Raw genomic sequence first — 14,005 nt, forward strand, 5'->3', positions numbered from 1 at the left:
TACCGGGAGCCATCGGCCTTATCAGGCCGTCTCGGAACTGCGGTTAGGCTTTTCACCTGCCACCCGGCCGGCAATGTTCGAGAGCGCCGCCTGCAGCGAGGGGGACTTGTCCAGCACGCCCTGAACACTCTTGCCGTAGCCAAGGCCCTGGGCAAACTTCTCGAAAATGCCGCCGTCGCCGCCGATCATTTCGAACTTGGCGTCTTTCAGGGCAGCAGCCATAACCCGGCCATTTTCCAGCATGCCAGCCTTCTGGGCGTCGATCTGGGCCATCACTTCCTTCTCATGAACTTCCAGGTTCATGCGGAATTCTTCAAAGTGACGGGATTCCTCAGACATGCCATCGTAGGCCTTGAGTTTCTCAACCAGACCAGCCGCTTCGGCCTTGGCCATGGCTTCGCGGGCTTCGGCTTTGGCGTGGCCCATGCGCTGCTCACCTTCGGCTTCGGCCAGAACCATGGCCTTGCGGGCATCGGCCTTGGCAACACCCAGTTTCTCTTCACCCATGGCTTCGGTTTCCAGACGCTGCTCAAGCACCCGAACCTCGGCCATGCCGGCTTCTTCATCGGCCTTGGCGGTCACCGATTTGACCTCGGCGCGGGCCAGACCGTCGGCCCGGATAGCAGACGCCTGAGCTTCCTTGACCTGCGCTTCGGCAAGGCCATCGGCCGCCGCCATAGCCTGGCGACCACGGGCCAGTTTCTCATCAGCCACCGATTTCTTCTCAGCTGCATCCATTTCCGCCTGGGCGGTAACCCGAACCTGCTCGGCTTCCAGCTTGGAGCGCTCAAATGCCGCTTCCGCCGCTTTCACATCTTTCAGCTTCAGTTCCTCGGCTTCGGCTTCGGCCGCCACCACTTTCTTCACCTTCAGGCGGTCGGCTTCAGAACGGTTGCGAACATCCTTGATGTTCTCTTCCTCTTCCGCCACGTTGCGCTCAACGGCAATACGCTGGCTGGTGATATCGGCAATTTCCTTGCGTTCTTCTTCCAGCGCCTTTTCCATGCCAATGCGCTCGATTTCCACCGCCCGCTCACGGTTAACATCCTCGAGCTCCCGGGCCTGGCGAATACGCACTTCTTCAATCTGCACCGCACGCTCTCGGGCTTTCATGGCCATTTCAATCTGGCGTTGCTTGTTTTCGTCCGCAATCGCCAGTTCTTCATCCGTCTTGATGCGAGCGGCTTCGGCACGGGCCCGCTCCTGCTCACGCACCTGCTCGGTTTCCGAAGTCTCACGGGCCTGCAGGGTTTCAATTTCCCGGCGCTGGCGCGCTTCGGCTTCGGCCTGGCTGCGTTCCAGTTCCAGCGACGCTTCCCGGGCCGACACATTCTTGCGCTGGATTTCCAGCTCCTGGTCCCGCTCCAGACGGTTGGTTTCCACGTTGTGGAGGGCAGTAATTTCGGTAATCCGCTTGATGCCCTCGGAATCCAGGATGTTGTTCGGATCCAGCGAGGTCTTCGGCGTCTGCTCCAGGTAGTCGATGGCCACGTCTTCCAGCACGTAACCGTTCAGGTCCTCCCCGATGGTCTCGACGATGGAATCGCGGAAGCGCTGACGCTCCTCAAACAGCTGCATGAACTCGAGCTTCTTACCAACGGTCTTCAACGCTTCACTGAACTTGGCATTGAACAGCTCGTTCACGGCATCGCGGTCTGAGGCACGGCCCACACCCACCGATTTGGCCACGCGCAGCACGTCTTCCTGGGTTTCATTCACCCGCAGGTAGAAGGCGACAGTAATGTCGGCCCGCAGGTTGTCCTTACAGATCAGACCTTCCTTGCCGGTACGGTTAAGCTCCAGGGTAATGACCGAGATTTTCATGGTCTCGGCGCGGTGGATAACCGGCAGCACCATGGCCCCGGTGAAATACACCTTGGGCGTGGGCGACAGGTCGTTCACGATCAGGGCCTGGCCCTGGTCCACCTTGCGGTAAAACGCCTTGAACAGGGCCAGTATGCCCAGTATCAGCAGAACCAGGACCCCGACGGTCATGATTGCTGGCATCATCCAAGATAAGTCCATTTAGTCATTCTCCTGCGCTGATTGAAGGGAGTAGGTGCGGGGATTAACCGGCCGATTCGCCGGCAAGGAATTCAGCTTCCGGAACCACCCACCAGGCGTTCTTGTCCGGAATATGTTCGATCAGCACCGCGCGCTCGCGATGCGCCAAAGGCGTATGGCTGCGGACCTGCAGCACCAGATGGGCACCGTCCAGAATCGCTTCTGCCCGGCCTTTGGTTTCCGTAACCGTTGCTGAGGTAATCACGCAAGCGGTACCGATAATACGTTTCTGAAGCGGGGGTAAATACGCCCGCCGGAACAGTGGCCGCAGTGGGCGGATAACAACCGCGGTCACCAGAACACTCACCACCAGAGCCCCGGCAATGACTGCCAGGCCGAACAGGGCATGCAACAAGCCACCAGGCACCAATGCACCGAGCAACAGCTCCGCAAAATAGCTCGCCAACCAGGCAATCAGGAACAACAGGGTAAGCACGAGTGGCAGCGGGACACCCTGGAGCCCCAGGGTTACCATCAGGCCGGAGAAGTCGCCGGAGGCATCAATATCGCCCTCGGCCTCGATATCGCCCAGACCCACAAGGGAAATCAGCCAGTAAACGATGGCCACGCACAGCAATACGGAAAAAATGACCGTGGGGAAGGAGAAGGCAATTGCAAAGAATGTATCCATACGCGACCAGACATCCGTTCTGGTAAATCCACTGGGCGACAGTCCGTGTCAGACTGACGAGTTGTTTATAACGTAAACAAACTATTTCTTGCAAATGTTTAATTGCGAGGTATAGACTCGGATTATTGACATAAAATGTCAAGCGACAGGACAAGGTTCGTCCGGATCGGCCGAACCGATTCAACGCCACAGGAAGGAGCTATTCGTGGATACCCAATCTCTCACCCTGGCCCTGGGTGACGCCACCCATGCTGGCCGAACCTTCGATGTCATGCCCATTGCCGGCGAAGAACCGGTGCTGCAAGTAATCGTGTCCGGCGCCGAAGAAACACCGGTGTATATTACCGTAACCGACACCCAGATTCTGTGCCTTGCGTACCTTTTCGACGAACAGGAACTGGCCCCGGAACGTCTGAACGAGCTGCATGAAAACATGTTGCGCATCAGTGTTCCCATGCCCTTAAGCTCTCTTGGCAAAACCGGCCAGCACTATGTGGTCTATGGCGCACTGAGCCCCACGTCCGGCACCAGCGAGATCATGCAGGAACTGGTAACCCTCGCCGAGAATGCCATCGACCTGTTACAGACTTTTGAAGACTACCTGGCTTGAGTGAGGGCTGAGACATGAGAACCGTACTTAAAAAAATCCTGACCGCCATGCGCGGGGGTGTGAACGAACTGGGTGAAGCCGTTGTCGACGGCCAGGGCAACCGGATTCTGGAACAGGAACTGCGCGATTCCGAGCATGAGCTGAAACAGGCCAAGCAGGAGCTGGCGTCACTGATGGCCGAAGCGGCCTCCCTGGCCCGACAGATCCGTACCGAGCAGGACAGCGCCGCCAAGCGTGAAGACGATGCCCGCAAAGCCATCGCGGCTGGCCAGGAAGACCTGGCCCGGGAAGTGGCCGAGCGAATTGTTGGCCATGAGCGCCGCGCTTCGGAGCTGACCCAAACCCGGGAATTGCTGCAACAGCGCATTGTGGGCCTGAAAGACCGGGTTCAGAAAGCCGAGAAACAGCTGGCCGACTACCGCCGGGAACTGCAAGTGGTGAAGACCAACGAGCGGGTGCTACGCACCACCGCGCAGATTGACACCAACATCAACAGCCAGCAGTCCTCCCTGAGCACCGCGAAAGAGACATTGGAACGGATTCGCGAGCGCCAGGCCCGGGAAGAAGACCGCCAGACCGCCAGCGCCACCCTGGAAAAAGAGCTGACCGGCGCAGATCTGGACGAAAAACTGAAAGCCGCCGGCATTGACGGCGAACAGGATGCCGTCAACGATGTGTTGGCACGCCTCAAGGGCGGCAACGCAAACCCGTAAACCCTGAGCGCCCCGAAATCGGGGCGCTCACTCAAGCACCTCGAAGGCGCTCTCACAGGCAACCCCATGGCGAAGAAACAGGACTGGTCCCGAGAAGAACAGGCCGTTCAGGCGGTACAGATGGCCTTCGACCTGTCCAACGATATCCAGCGCGCGTTTCGCGTGTCGGCGGCCATGCAGGATATGACGACCGCCGACATGGTGCGCAAGGTGCTCCACCTGCCCTACCGTAAAGGCCGTGCCCGCCCGCGGCTGACGGTAACCCTCAAAGACGAGGACTTCGAACTGCTGGCAAGCAAGTACGAACTGGATCCGCAGGATCGTGCCGCTATTCGCCAGCGCGTGGCGGAGGAGTTGCAGGGATTTGCCAGGCAGTATCTGACTGCCTCGGATCAGTAATCGCCAGGCGCTTCAAAAACCGCTATACCAGGAAAAGGACGTCATGCCCAGAAACCGCTATCGACAGTGCCCGGCCTGCAATACCGCAAGCCTGGACTCCTCCAGCCATCCCTCCATATTCGACTGCCGCCTGTGCCACGGGCTATGGTTTGAAGATGGCGCATTAAATCAGGCGATTGCCGAGCATCATGACGGCGTAGACCAGTACGATCACGAGCAGCACCTCGGCCCCGCGCTTCGCACCAGCGACCGGCTTTGCCGGCGGTGTCGCGTGCCCATGACCCACTACCAATTGCTGGCTCACTACACTACGGAAATTGACTGCTGCCCCGGCTGTGACGGTGTCTGGCTCGACAAACACGAAGTCGATCAGGTAATGCAGTCGCCGCAACTGAAGCAGGCCCTTAAAGACCTGAACCAGAAGGTGAGCTGGAAATCCTGGCTGTTCCAGTTCCTGACCGCCATGCCGGTGGAATACAACGTAAAACCCCACCGCACCCCCTGGGTTACCCGAACCCTGGTGTTCCTCTGTGCCCTGGTGTTTGGTGTTGGAGCGCTGTCCGCTGAGGCTAATGAGTGGATCTTCGTAAACCTGGGACTGAACTCCGACACCCAAAGCCCGTCACATTTTGTGCTTCAGTTGCTGAGCTATCAGTTTGTGCACGGTGGCCTGATGCACCTGGTCGGGAACATGTACTTTCTGTGGATCATCGGCGACAACCTGGAAGATGCGCTGGGGCATGGTGCCTTCCTGGCACTCTACCTGTTTGCCGGCATTATGGCGGCCCTTGTGGAACTGCTGTTGTTCGATGCCAGCCAGGGGCCCCTGCTGCTGGTCGGGGCCAGTGGCTCCATCGCTGCCCTGTTCGGTCTCTACCTGATGTGGTTCCGGCACGCCAGTCTTACCTTCATGATCATTGTTTACCAGAAGAAACTCGCACCTCACTGGTACTTCCTGATCTGGAGCCTGATAAACCTGTTCGGGATGTTCACCGCCCAGGGCGGTGTGGCGTGGGCCGCGCATCTGGGTGGCTTTGGCTTGGGGTTACTGCTGGGCTACCTGTTGCGGGATTATGTGCTGCGGAAGAATCCGCTTATTGCGATGCTGAATCAGCCGGAGGCTGCGATTAACCGGTAGCCTTGCCGGTTAATCGCAATAGGTACCTACTCGCCGCAGGTTTCTTTAACCTTGGCGCGGAAACGGTCCCGAATCTGCTGATTTTCTTCCTCAGACACGTACTCCCGCTCACCCTTCTCATTGATATCGTAGAAGGTCGAAACACTCTCCAGATGCTTGAGACGGGCCTGGAGATTCCTGCATAGCTCCTCCTGCTTTTCGGCCTGTTGCCGGGCTTTCGCTTCTTTGGCCTGACGCTCCTCCCGCTCCTTCTGTTGCTGATCCAGGAACTCCGTCATTTTCTGCTGCCGGTCACGGGCTGTGGCATCAGCCTGGGCCGGCGCTGCATTGACGCGCACTTCCTTGGAACTGGCCTTCGCCGGGGGGCGATCGCCGAAATGGGTCTGACCGTTGGCATCTGTCCACTGGTAGACGGCAGCGTGAGAAAACGGACCAAGGGATAGCAGAAATAAAGAGATGAGAAGCTTGCGTGTCATAACTGAATTCCTTTTCGAATAATGCTTTGGACAACTTTCGAAGGAGTAGTCTACCCGATGATGTGTTTGGGAACATTGACCGGGTAGTCACAAGAGCCGTCCTACCTGATTGGCAATGGAAGCCCCCGGTTCACAAGTCAGGACGCATAATTCAGCTTTTCCGCCATCAGGTCTGGCCTGCGTGTGGTATCGATGATGGAGACATCGGTAAACATGTCGTCCACTTTCTGCTTGAAGGTTTTATCATCCATATCCCGCCAGTAACGCGCCGGACGGCCCGTCGCCTGGTCGTGCTTTGCGGTGGTCGGGTCAAGATGTCGATACTGCTCCAGCATGGGCAGTTCCGGCAGCGGTCTGGTGATATCCATGTAATTCTGGATGAAATCCCAGTAGGCGTAACACATGGTTGGACTGCCATGGGCGCCGAGAAGATCGCCAACGGTAACGTCCAGCTTGCTGTATCGGTGAGAGAGCACCAGATCAAACAAACTACCGAAACGGTCCACCCTCGCACAGCACCAGGCATCGAATTCGTAGAAGGGCTTTTCAACCACTACCGGCGGCTTTCTGGGGAGAAAAGGAAGCTTTTTCGGGTATTGCCAGACCTTGATCATGCCGGTGCGACGGTTGAATTCCCATTCGGGGCCTCGGCCATTCCGTAAAAGCCATTTCGGGAAAAGGCGTAACGCCAGTTTGGCCATCAAAATGAGAATCCAGCCGCCTCCAAGGAAAATCAAATAGGGCAACGCTTGGTCCAGAGAGTAGTCTAACCAGTTCCTTTCACGTTCACCAAACAAGGTTATTAAGACCAACATAAAAAAAGCGAATGGAGAAACAATATAGGCCCATAACGCACCTGTAACACTAATTATACTCACTAATCGAGCCTGGAGAGCCAATGGTGCATGCCGGAAGCATTCATGATTACTCTCAACGTGAAGTCCGTACTTCTCTGCCAGATCCTCTTTTTTCTCCAGGCGCCGCAACTTCTTGGGCGGGTTTCTTGACATGAAGGTGGGTGGCATCACTTCACGAGTATTACCCCACGGTAAACGTAAGCTGGCTGAGCGATCTAATCCGGTTCGGTTCAATTCCTGAGTTTGATTGCTTTGCTCGGGAATCGAGTCAGAACGGTAGCTATGCGATCCATAATAATCACTCGAGCTACCGTGCGGGGAAACATCAATCAGCATTTTCTTGAACTCTTTGGCTGTACCAAAATGGTTGGTCTTCACTGCTAAAGTCAGGTTGGGTATGACGCTCGTCCGATTTACTAAAAACGAGAGGATCTTGCGGTGGAGGCGCCGGGAAGACCATCAACATGGATTCGAGCGATTGCCTCGCCTGAATCTGGACTTTGGCCTTCCATCTATACGTTCGCGTTTCCCACGCTTCGCTCTGCCAGACTGCAGTATCCAATCTGCGTCTCGCGCTCTCAGGTGCATTCAGATAAATATGCAAACCCGTACCAGACTCCTCTGTCATTAGCACATAAGGCTCCACATCAGCCCCTTCTATTCGGTTATTCTGAACGTGACCCGATCTACCTTTAGCGACGGCGATCATTTCGTTGAGCTGAAGCTTCGGCAAAACAGTGACACCCCCTCCAGAACTGAACAATTCAGGAATGGCGCTCTCAATCACAAGACGTTCACCAGCCATCGACAAAGCGGCTATCTGATCATCGCTATAGCCTTCCAGAACGCCGTCTCGCGCCATTCGTCGCAAGGGATTGTATTCAAGTCTGACCGTGACGCCCATTAACTGGCTGATCAAGCGATAGTAGGCTTCGTCTGGCTTTTTCAAGAAGGGTTTCTCCGCCAATGGCCCGAAAGGCCCATGCCGCATCCAGATGTCGAGCGGTTCGTCGCTGAATGCGAAAACCGTCGCCAGGCCCGCTACGGCCAGGATAACACCTACCGCTAGCCAACCTTTCGGTCCTAACACCAAAAGAAGTCCTGATTTACCTACAACACTTGCGAATCCGAAAGCGATCCCGCTACCCGCCAGCAATCCATAGCCGAACGCCGCTTTGTGATTACCCATCCGATACTCGTAATAGGCGTCCCACCCGGCATCCAAGGCCATAAAAAAACCGGCTGCGGCGCCAAGACCGCTTCTTACTGTTAGTGGAGCACCAAGCGATTTAACGAAAACTCTTCCAATGTCTTCTGGCAGTTCGAGCGCCAAGATCTTGGATGGCCCCAGTACCCACCGTTCACTAATTGCCGTGCCTGCAACAAACAAATCAAAACCAGCACTAAACTTCCGAAAATCCGCACGCAGCTGGCCTTTTACCCTGCCATCATGAGCTGACGCCGACCAAACGCTCGCTGAGTTAAATACCTCAATCAAACCAACAAATACCGGAAAAGCTGGCTTATTCAACACCCGATATAAACGACTGGATCTGTTACTGTTAATTTCTGCCTGATCAATCTTGTTCGCCGCATCGTTCGCGGCCTCCAGGTCACGGATATACTGTTCTTTCTTCGCAACACGGCTTCTCCGGCTATCAATCTCTTGCTCGAATGCTTTGAGTTCCCGTTCCGCTCGGGCAACTTCAGCTTTTGCCGCCTCGATTCTTTGCGCAGCGGCAGCCATTGCCGCGGCGGGGGTGCCGGGACTCGGCCCAACGAGCTCGTCGAGTTCAGCTAACGCACGCACTGCTTGCCGGAAGTCAGACTCAGCTTTCCGGATATCCTCAATTAACATCACAACCGTTTCTGTTTTAGGGACTGCCAGCACGTATACATCCTCAGCAACCTCGGATGCGATACCCGCAGCCTTGCTGCGTCTTCTACTTGTTGACGCGCGAACGTCAGGTTCTTCGCCTGCCTGTATCAAGTCCCCAAAAAGCTCTACAGCCCGCTTTCCAGTTCCAGACTTGAGCTCAGCCTCACTAAACTCGAAGATGAAATAATCTTTCTGACGCGCTTTCGAGAGTCGCATCAACTCTACTTTCCCTAGAAGCTCTGGTAGGGACCGACGTAATTGCTCCAACGAAACAGAATAAAGCTTCATTCTGCCTGCAACCGCCGTTTTCATGATTGATTGTTTCTGCCGGCTCAGTTCTTTGAAGCGTACGTCGAGCTCGATCAGTTTGTTCCGGATCGCCTCAAGCTCAGCTTCTTTCCCTCTGAGGTTGTTAATTCTCCGTTCGATGTTCCAGCGTTGGTTTTCAAGATTGGAGATTTCTATTCGAAGCTCTGCCAACTGCTTCTTTATAGCCGCCAGCTTTGCATTTCTCGCCTCAATAGCTTGGCTGGCATGATGAATCGCAGCCCACATATTGCCGTGGACACTCATCAAAACCTGACTACCGAGCCTCATGTTCGCCGTCAGAAGTGTTTCGTAGGACCCTGCGGCAGCTTCGACTGCTAATTCAAGCCCATCGATCGTTTTTAGTTCATCAATATCGGGAAGATCGGTAATAGACATGGCAGCGAGTTCCGTTTCGCGGAACTGCCCGTTGCCATGATTGACCTGAGGCTCTGCCGGAGGTTGATACGGTTTTTTCTGATCTTCCGGGCTGAAGCGGGGGAACAGCAGAGAGTAGAGAACTCGACTGTGCCGGCCCTCACACAGCCCCTGTAACCAGTGTTTTCCTTCACCATCGACCGCACCCTCAACGTCAATGTCAAGGGCATCACATTCCGCCGGTTCGGTGACAAGGTTCATAACCAGAGATGTTACGAAATTGAATGCACCAGCGTAATCATAGCTGTCATGAGTGAACAAATCCGTCAGAACATGATGGGTGCGTTCGTTTGATAGCAATTCCAATAGCTCAGAATGCACCTTCTCGAGATAAGCTCGCCCCATCTGACGCTCAGAAACCGCAAGCGAGCGTTCAAGCTCTGCTCTGCCCTGATTATTTATTTCCGCCATGTGCTTGTGAAGCTGATTAGGCTCCGACGCGATGTGTTCTGGCTCGATCACAGAATGAACCAGCAAGGCAGAGTCAAAGTATGGTCTTGCCTTGGCGCGCCGCACAGCGGCATTCAAATACCAGGCCGCCACCTGTCGACGACGCTGGTTGTATCGAAGCTGGTAGATCGGATCGTCCAGCAGAATAACGCCAATGCCACGTTTTTTTGCATTGATCGTAGCATCCGTCTCAGCAGTTCCAGAGCCAGGCCAAGTGAAGGGCTCTGGGTCCTCTGGCCGACACTGCTGTATCAATGCCTCCTCTGCCTGGTGCAATGATCGATGCAGGCAATTGCTGAGAGCAGTCATCTCCGGTCTTTCGTCTTCGGCGATCGGGTCTTCGGGATCCGGACTTTCCTGCCTCTGGTGAATGGACTTTGCTTTTTGCATAGCCCGATCCGGATAGGTTCCCTCTAAATCCAACAGATAGTCATCGGGGCGGTCAAACTGCCACTCCAATGCGGGCACCCGGGAGCGTTGCGGTGAAAGATACTCCGCAAGAAATGCAACACTGTTACCGCTGGAAGCATTGGAATTCTCTACACTTACCTTCGTTTCTGATCCAAAACGCATATCGATGCTAACGCAACGATTTTCCCGGTCTGTAGCAGAGCGCTCCAAATGCATCACGCGCTCTCCCGGCCACTGCGATTCGCTGAAGGCCATCTCCAATGTCAGCCAATCACTGTTAATCCGGGCCGGTATCCAGATTTCACTCATTGCCGACCCAGTGACTTTCCGGTATCCAGGCTCTAGCTGACCACTGCGCGAACGATGTTTGGTAAGCGCCACGTCGTGATACGAAGTTTGCCCTTCTTCATCTATGCGGATTTCAATTTCACGCCATAGCTTTTCCTTGTAAAAGATATACAGGAACCCTGCACGGGCCAGAACCTGGCGGGCAGGCTTCTGCCCATGTAGCTCTATGCCAGACAACAGGGTCGCCGGCACGACCGGTAGTACGACGTGGCGTTGATGCTCAACTTCCCTTTCGGTGCTGGTCGCATCATCCAGAAATGGCACCCGAATCGGGCCATCTTCAGACTTGATTTCTATCCAGACATTCCTTGAGGGCTGCCCCTTCCAGGGCCAGACATGCAGAATGGAATTTTCCAGAGGTTCTATTTCAACCTGTTTCTCCAACCACTCTTGCTGCTCGTAGTTGGATTCATCAAAGATTCGAAAAGCATGCCCATCCGGGTGCTCTTTGCCGATAACCTCAATAATCAGCGATTCGTCCTCGCAAGTCGGGCTACAACCAGTTGTAGACTGCTTTGCACTATTCTCAGACATCCCTGTCATTCCTTGCATTCTAAACGTATCAATTCGGACTCAGGCCTCAGGCGTGTTCAATGCCTGCCACTGAGTTTCTGAAAGCGTTGGTACGGGCAACATAGTGAACAGACTTGGTCTGTCGGTGGTTTGCCAACGTTCCTGACCGCTTTCTCCGTACCAATAAATAACCCGTTCAATCACATCCGCCTGGTCTTGAGTACCCGGAGATAAGCGTTGCCATACCTCAGGGTCGTAAAGTCGCAGCAGGCCCTGTCGTTCCCCGTCAAAGCGCACTGTCAAGCGAGCCCTTAGCCAACTCGTCACGGACTCAAGGCTCTCAGAGGACTCCAGAATCAGCCCGATAAGCCGCCCTTCTTTCAAGCCCTTCAAAGCCCACTGATACTCCGGGCTCTGCTGTTTAGCCTCCAGAACAACGGGGCTTTCGGCCAGGTACTGTTGCCAGTCAGTCTCAGCAAACAGATAAAGCCACTTCGGAGCGTCTGTCTGTTCATACAAAGACCGCACAACTGATGGTTTCTGCTGCGCCTCCAGCACTAAAAAACGCACCTTGTCAGTCGAAGGTTGTGCAAATACCACAATGGGCTCCTTCACGTATCACGCTGTCTGATTCTTACCGCAAGGACAGTTCCCAAGCGGACAAGTGCCATCGGGTTTCTGCTGGCACTGCTCAACAATAGCCGTTCGATTCATCCGAGCCTGTTTCAGTCGGTGGGCAACGATGGCTTTTGGCTGAGCATTCGCTCTCTGGCTAACCTCCGCCAACGCCTCCGGCGCCACTGCCCCGCCAGCAGCCGTCACCAACCCCGGCATCTCCGGCACCTGCACCTTCTGCCCACTGCCTTTACCTGCAGCCCCACCGGCATTCATCTTGATACTCGCGCCCCCCATGGCCACGCCACTGGGATCGATCTTTACGAAGCTGCCGCCGGCTTTCAGGGTGATCTCAGCGCCGGCTTCGATCACGGCTTTCTGGCCGGCTTTGATGTGCAGTTCGGTGCCGGAATTGCTGAGCCAGGCGGTGCCGGCTTTCAGGTGCAGAGTACCGGTGACATTGAAGCTGTGGTCTTTGCCGGTTTGCTCGCGCTTTTCGCCGTCCACGGTGTGATGGCTGTTGCCTTTGGTGTGGCTGAAGCGGTTGTTTTCCACCGTCAGGTGGCTGTCGTTCCTGATGACTTCGGTACGGTTGTTTTTCGTCAGCAGGTCCAGGTCTTTCTGGGCGTGCACGTAGACCTGTTCTTCGCCGGCTTCATCTTCAAACCGCAGTTCGTTGCTGCCCTCCCCCTTGTGGGTTTTGGTCTTCAGGGTGGTCCGGGTTTTGTGTTCCGGCAGCGCGTACGGCGGTGTGTTGGTGGCGTGGTAGGTTCTTCCGGTGATGATGGGCTGGTCCGGGTCGCCGTCCAGGAAGGAGACAATCACTTCATGGCCGATTCTGGGCAAGGCCATGAAGCCGTACTGGCCGCCGGCCCAGCCCTGGGCCACGCGCAGCCAGGCGCTTGAGTGTTCGTCGTTCTTGGAATAGCGGTCCCAAGGGAATCTTACTTTTACCCGGCCGTACTGGTCGCAGTGGATTTCTTCCCCCTCCGGGCCGGTGACGAGGGCCATCTGGGGGCCGTCCATCACGGGTTTGTGGTTGCACAGCGGGCGCCAGGTTTTGTCGGCCGGGATGGCGCTGAAGGTGTTGTGGTAGCTGGTGGGCTCACTGCCACCCTCTTCTTCCAGGGCCTGGGGCTGTTTGCCGGTGTGGGTAATAGCGGTGAGCAGCCATTCCCGGTTCAGGGTCTGGCTGTCGTGGTCCTGCAGTTCCACTTTGGCGCCGGGGGTGAAATCCGGGCGGTTGCTTTTGCCGTTGGCCATGGATGCGTCGTTTCTAAGCGCATCCAGTTTGTTCTGGGTGAACGGCTGGCCGCTGGCGTCGGCTTTGTAACGGCCGGGGTAGTCGTAGTGCTGGTAGTCTTCCCGGTGGTTAACACCGCCGGCACTTTGTTCGTGCATCAGGGCGTAGGCGGGGTTCTTGAAGGTGTAGTCTTTCATGGCCACGGAGGCGGCTTTGACCCGTTCTTCGTAGGCGAACTGGAACACGCAGGCCTGCTTTGTGCTGCCACCGGCTTTGGTGTTGCAGGTAACCGGGTTCAGTTTCGGGGCGTCGCCGTGGTGGTCGGCAAGAATCAGTGCCGGTTGTTCTTCGCCATCCACGCTGCCGTGCTGGTAGCGGTAGTGCCAGCCTTCTTCGGCGGCCAGGCGTTCCAGGAACTGCAGGTCGGTTTCCCGGTGCTGGACGCAGTATTCCCGTTCTTCCGGTGGGCGTTTGAAGTCGAAGATGGAATCCACAATGCCCCGCTCTTCGAGCAGGGTGCGCACGATGGCGTCGGTGGTCTGGGTCTGGAAGATGCGGCTGTTGTGCATCAGGCCCAGGCGCCACAGGGGCGGCTGGATGACCACTTCGTAGCGGGTGCGGCGGTGGCCGGTGTCACCCCGCATAAATTCGTTCACCACGCCGGTGAACCGGCGCAGGGGCTGGCCGTCCTGCCACACCACCAGGTCTACCGGTTGTTCCAGTACATCGGCGGCGGCCACATCCGGGTCGGTGCTGGCCAGTTGCAACCGGCCATGGAACAGATCAGACAGCCGTTCGGTCAGCGCGAAGCCGACAACGACAAAGTGGTCCGAGGGGAATTCGCCTACACGGGCGGTGAACTGCAATCCGCTTGCCTGGGGCATGACTTCGATCCCTGAAGATTGAATGTATCC

11 protein-coding genes are annotated in these 14,005 nt (G+C 56.0%); 4 read left to right on the forward strand and 7 right to left on the reverse strand.

The window, feature by feature from the left end:
* Window positions 1-21: 21 nt before the first annotated feature.
* A complete protein-coding gene (locus tag MARHY_RS17195; protein WP_014422948.1) occupies window positions 22-2,025 on the reverse strand; it encodes a flotillin family protein in 2,004 nt (667 codons plus the stop codon).
* A gap of 43 nt (window positions 2,026-2,068) precedes the next feature.
* Window positions 2,069-2,695 (reverse strand): hypothetical protein, encoded by a 627-nt coding sequence (locus MARHY_RS17200; RefSeq protein ID WP_014422949.1) that lies wholly within the window; start codon window positions 2,693-2,695, stop codon window positions 2,069-2,071.
* 205 nt (window positions 2,696-2,900) lie between these two features.
* On the opposite strand from MARHY_RS17200, the gene MARHY_RS17205 reads away from it, so the two are divergent.
* The 4 genes from MARHY_RS17205 (at window position 2,901) to MARHY_RS17220 (ending at window position 5,555) form a co-directional block, all read left to right on the forward strand.
* On the forward strand, window positions 2,901-3,305 hold the full coding sequence (locus MARHY_RS17205) for a YjfI family protein (protein ID WP_011787109.1): 405 nt from the start codon (window positions 2,901-2,903) through the stop codon (window positions 3,303-3,305).
* A gap of 14 nt (window positions 3,306-3,319) precedes the next feature.
* A complete protein-coding gene (locus MARHY_RS17210; protein WP_014422950.1) occupies window positions 3,320-4,018 on the forward strand; it encodes a PspA/IM30 family protein in 699 nt (232 codons plus the stop codon).
* Between the two features lie 66 nt (window positions 4,019-4,084).
* Window positions 4,085-4,417, forward strand: coding sequence for a hypothetical protein (locus MARHY_RS17215; RefSeq protein ID WP_014422951.1), 333 nt, complete (start codon window positions 4,085-4,087; stop codon window positions 4,415-4,417).
* A gap of 43 nt (window positions 4,418-4,460) precedes the next feature.
* Window positions 4,461-5,555, forward strand: coding sequence for a rhomboid family intramembrane serine protease (locus MARHY_RS17220; RefSeq protein WP_014422952.1), 1,095 nt, complete (start codon window positions 4,461-4,463; stop codon window positions 5,553-5,555).
* A 26-nt stretch (window positions 5,556-5,581) separates the two neighbouring features.
* On the opposite strand, the gene MARHY_RS17225 is transcribed toward MARHY_RS17220, so the two are convergent.
* The 5 genes from MARHY_RS17225 to MARHY_RS17245 form a co-directional block, all read right to left on the reverse strand.
* Window positions 5,582-6,031, reverse strand: coding sequence for a DUF4124 domain-containing protein (locus tag MARHY_RS17225; protein ID WP_014422953.1), 450 nt, complete (start codon window positions 6,029-6,031; stop codon window positions 5,582-5,584).
* Window positions 6,032-6,168: 137 nt separating this feature from the next.
* On the reverse strand, window positions 6,169-7,224 hold the full coding sequence (locus tag MARHY_RS17230) for a hypothetical protein (protein WP_014422954.1): 1,056 nt from the start codon (window positions 7,222-7,224) through the stop codon (window positions 6,169-6,171).
* On the reverse strand, window positions 7,214-11,254 hold the full coding sequence (locus MARHY_RS17235) for a hypothetical protein (protein ID WP_114435202.1): 4,041 nt from the start codon (window positions 11,252-11,254) through the stop codon (window positions 7,214-7,216). The genes MARHY_RS17230 and MARHY_RS17235 overlap by 11 nt, the downstream gene beginning before the upstream one ends.
* Before the next feature lie 39 nt (window positions 11,255-11,293).
* The gene (locus tag MARHY_RS17240) at window positions 11,294-11,833 is read right to left on the reverse strand and encodes a DUF4123 domain-containing protein (RefSeq protein WP_014422956.1); all 540 of its coding nucleotides are present in this window, start codon (window positions 11,831-11,833) and stop codon (window positions 11,294-11,296) included.
* An 18-nt stretch (window positions 11,834-11,851) separates the two neighbouring features.
* Window positions 11,852-13,975, reverse strand: a complete 2,124-nt coding sequence (locus MARHY_RS17245; protein ID WP_041655667.1) for a type VI secretion system Vgr family protein — start codon at window positions 13,973-13,975, stop codon at window positions 11,852-11,854.
* Window positions 13,976-14,005 lie beyond the last annotated feature (30 nt).

It is taken from the genome of Marinobacter nauticus ATCC 49840 (genome assembly GCF_000284615.1).
In the GTDB taxonomy this organism is placed as follows: domain Bacteria; phylum Pseudomonadota; class Gammaproteobacteria; order Pseudomonadales; family Oleiphilaceae; genus Marinobacter; species Marinobacter nauticus.

Coding starts and splice junctions, on each gene's coding strand:
- MARHY_RS17200 (WP_014422949.1), bottom strand. CDS start 2,695: ATGGATACATTCTTTGCAATTGCCTTCTCCTTCCCCACGGTCATTTTT.
- MARHY_RS17245 (WP_041655667.1), bottom strand. CDS start 13,975: ATGCCCCAGGCAAGCGGATTGCAGTTCACCGCCCGTGTAGGCGAATTC.
- MARHY_RS17235 (WP_114435202.1), bottom strand. CDS start 11,254: ATGTCTGAGAATAGTGCAAAGCAGTCTACAACTGGTTGTAGCCCGACT.
- MARHY_RS17215 (WP_014422951.1), top strand. CDS start 4,085: ATGGCGAAGAAACAGGACTGGTCCCGAGAAGAACAGGCCGTTCAGGCG.
- MARHY_RS17220 (WP_014422952.1), top strand. CDS start 4,461: ATGCCCAGAAACCGCTATCGACAGTGCCCGGCCTGCAATACCGCAAGC.
- MARHY_RS17210 (WP_014422950.1), top strand. CDS start 3,320: ATGAGAACCGTACTTAAAAAAATCCTGACCGCCATGCGCGGGGGTGTG.
- MARHY_RS17225 (WP_014422953.1), bottom strand. CDS start 6,031: ATGACACGCAAGCTTCTCATCTCTTTATTTCTGCTATCCCTTGGTCCG.
- MARHY_RS17195 (WP_014422948.1), bottom strand. CDS start 2,025: ATGGACTTATCTTGGATGATGCCAGCAATCATGACCGTCGGGGTCCTG.
- MARHY_RS17230 (WP_014422954.1), bottom strand. CDS start 7,224: ATGCTGATTGATGTTTCCCCGCACGGTAGCTCGAGTGATTATTATGGA.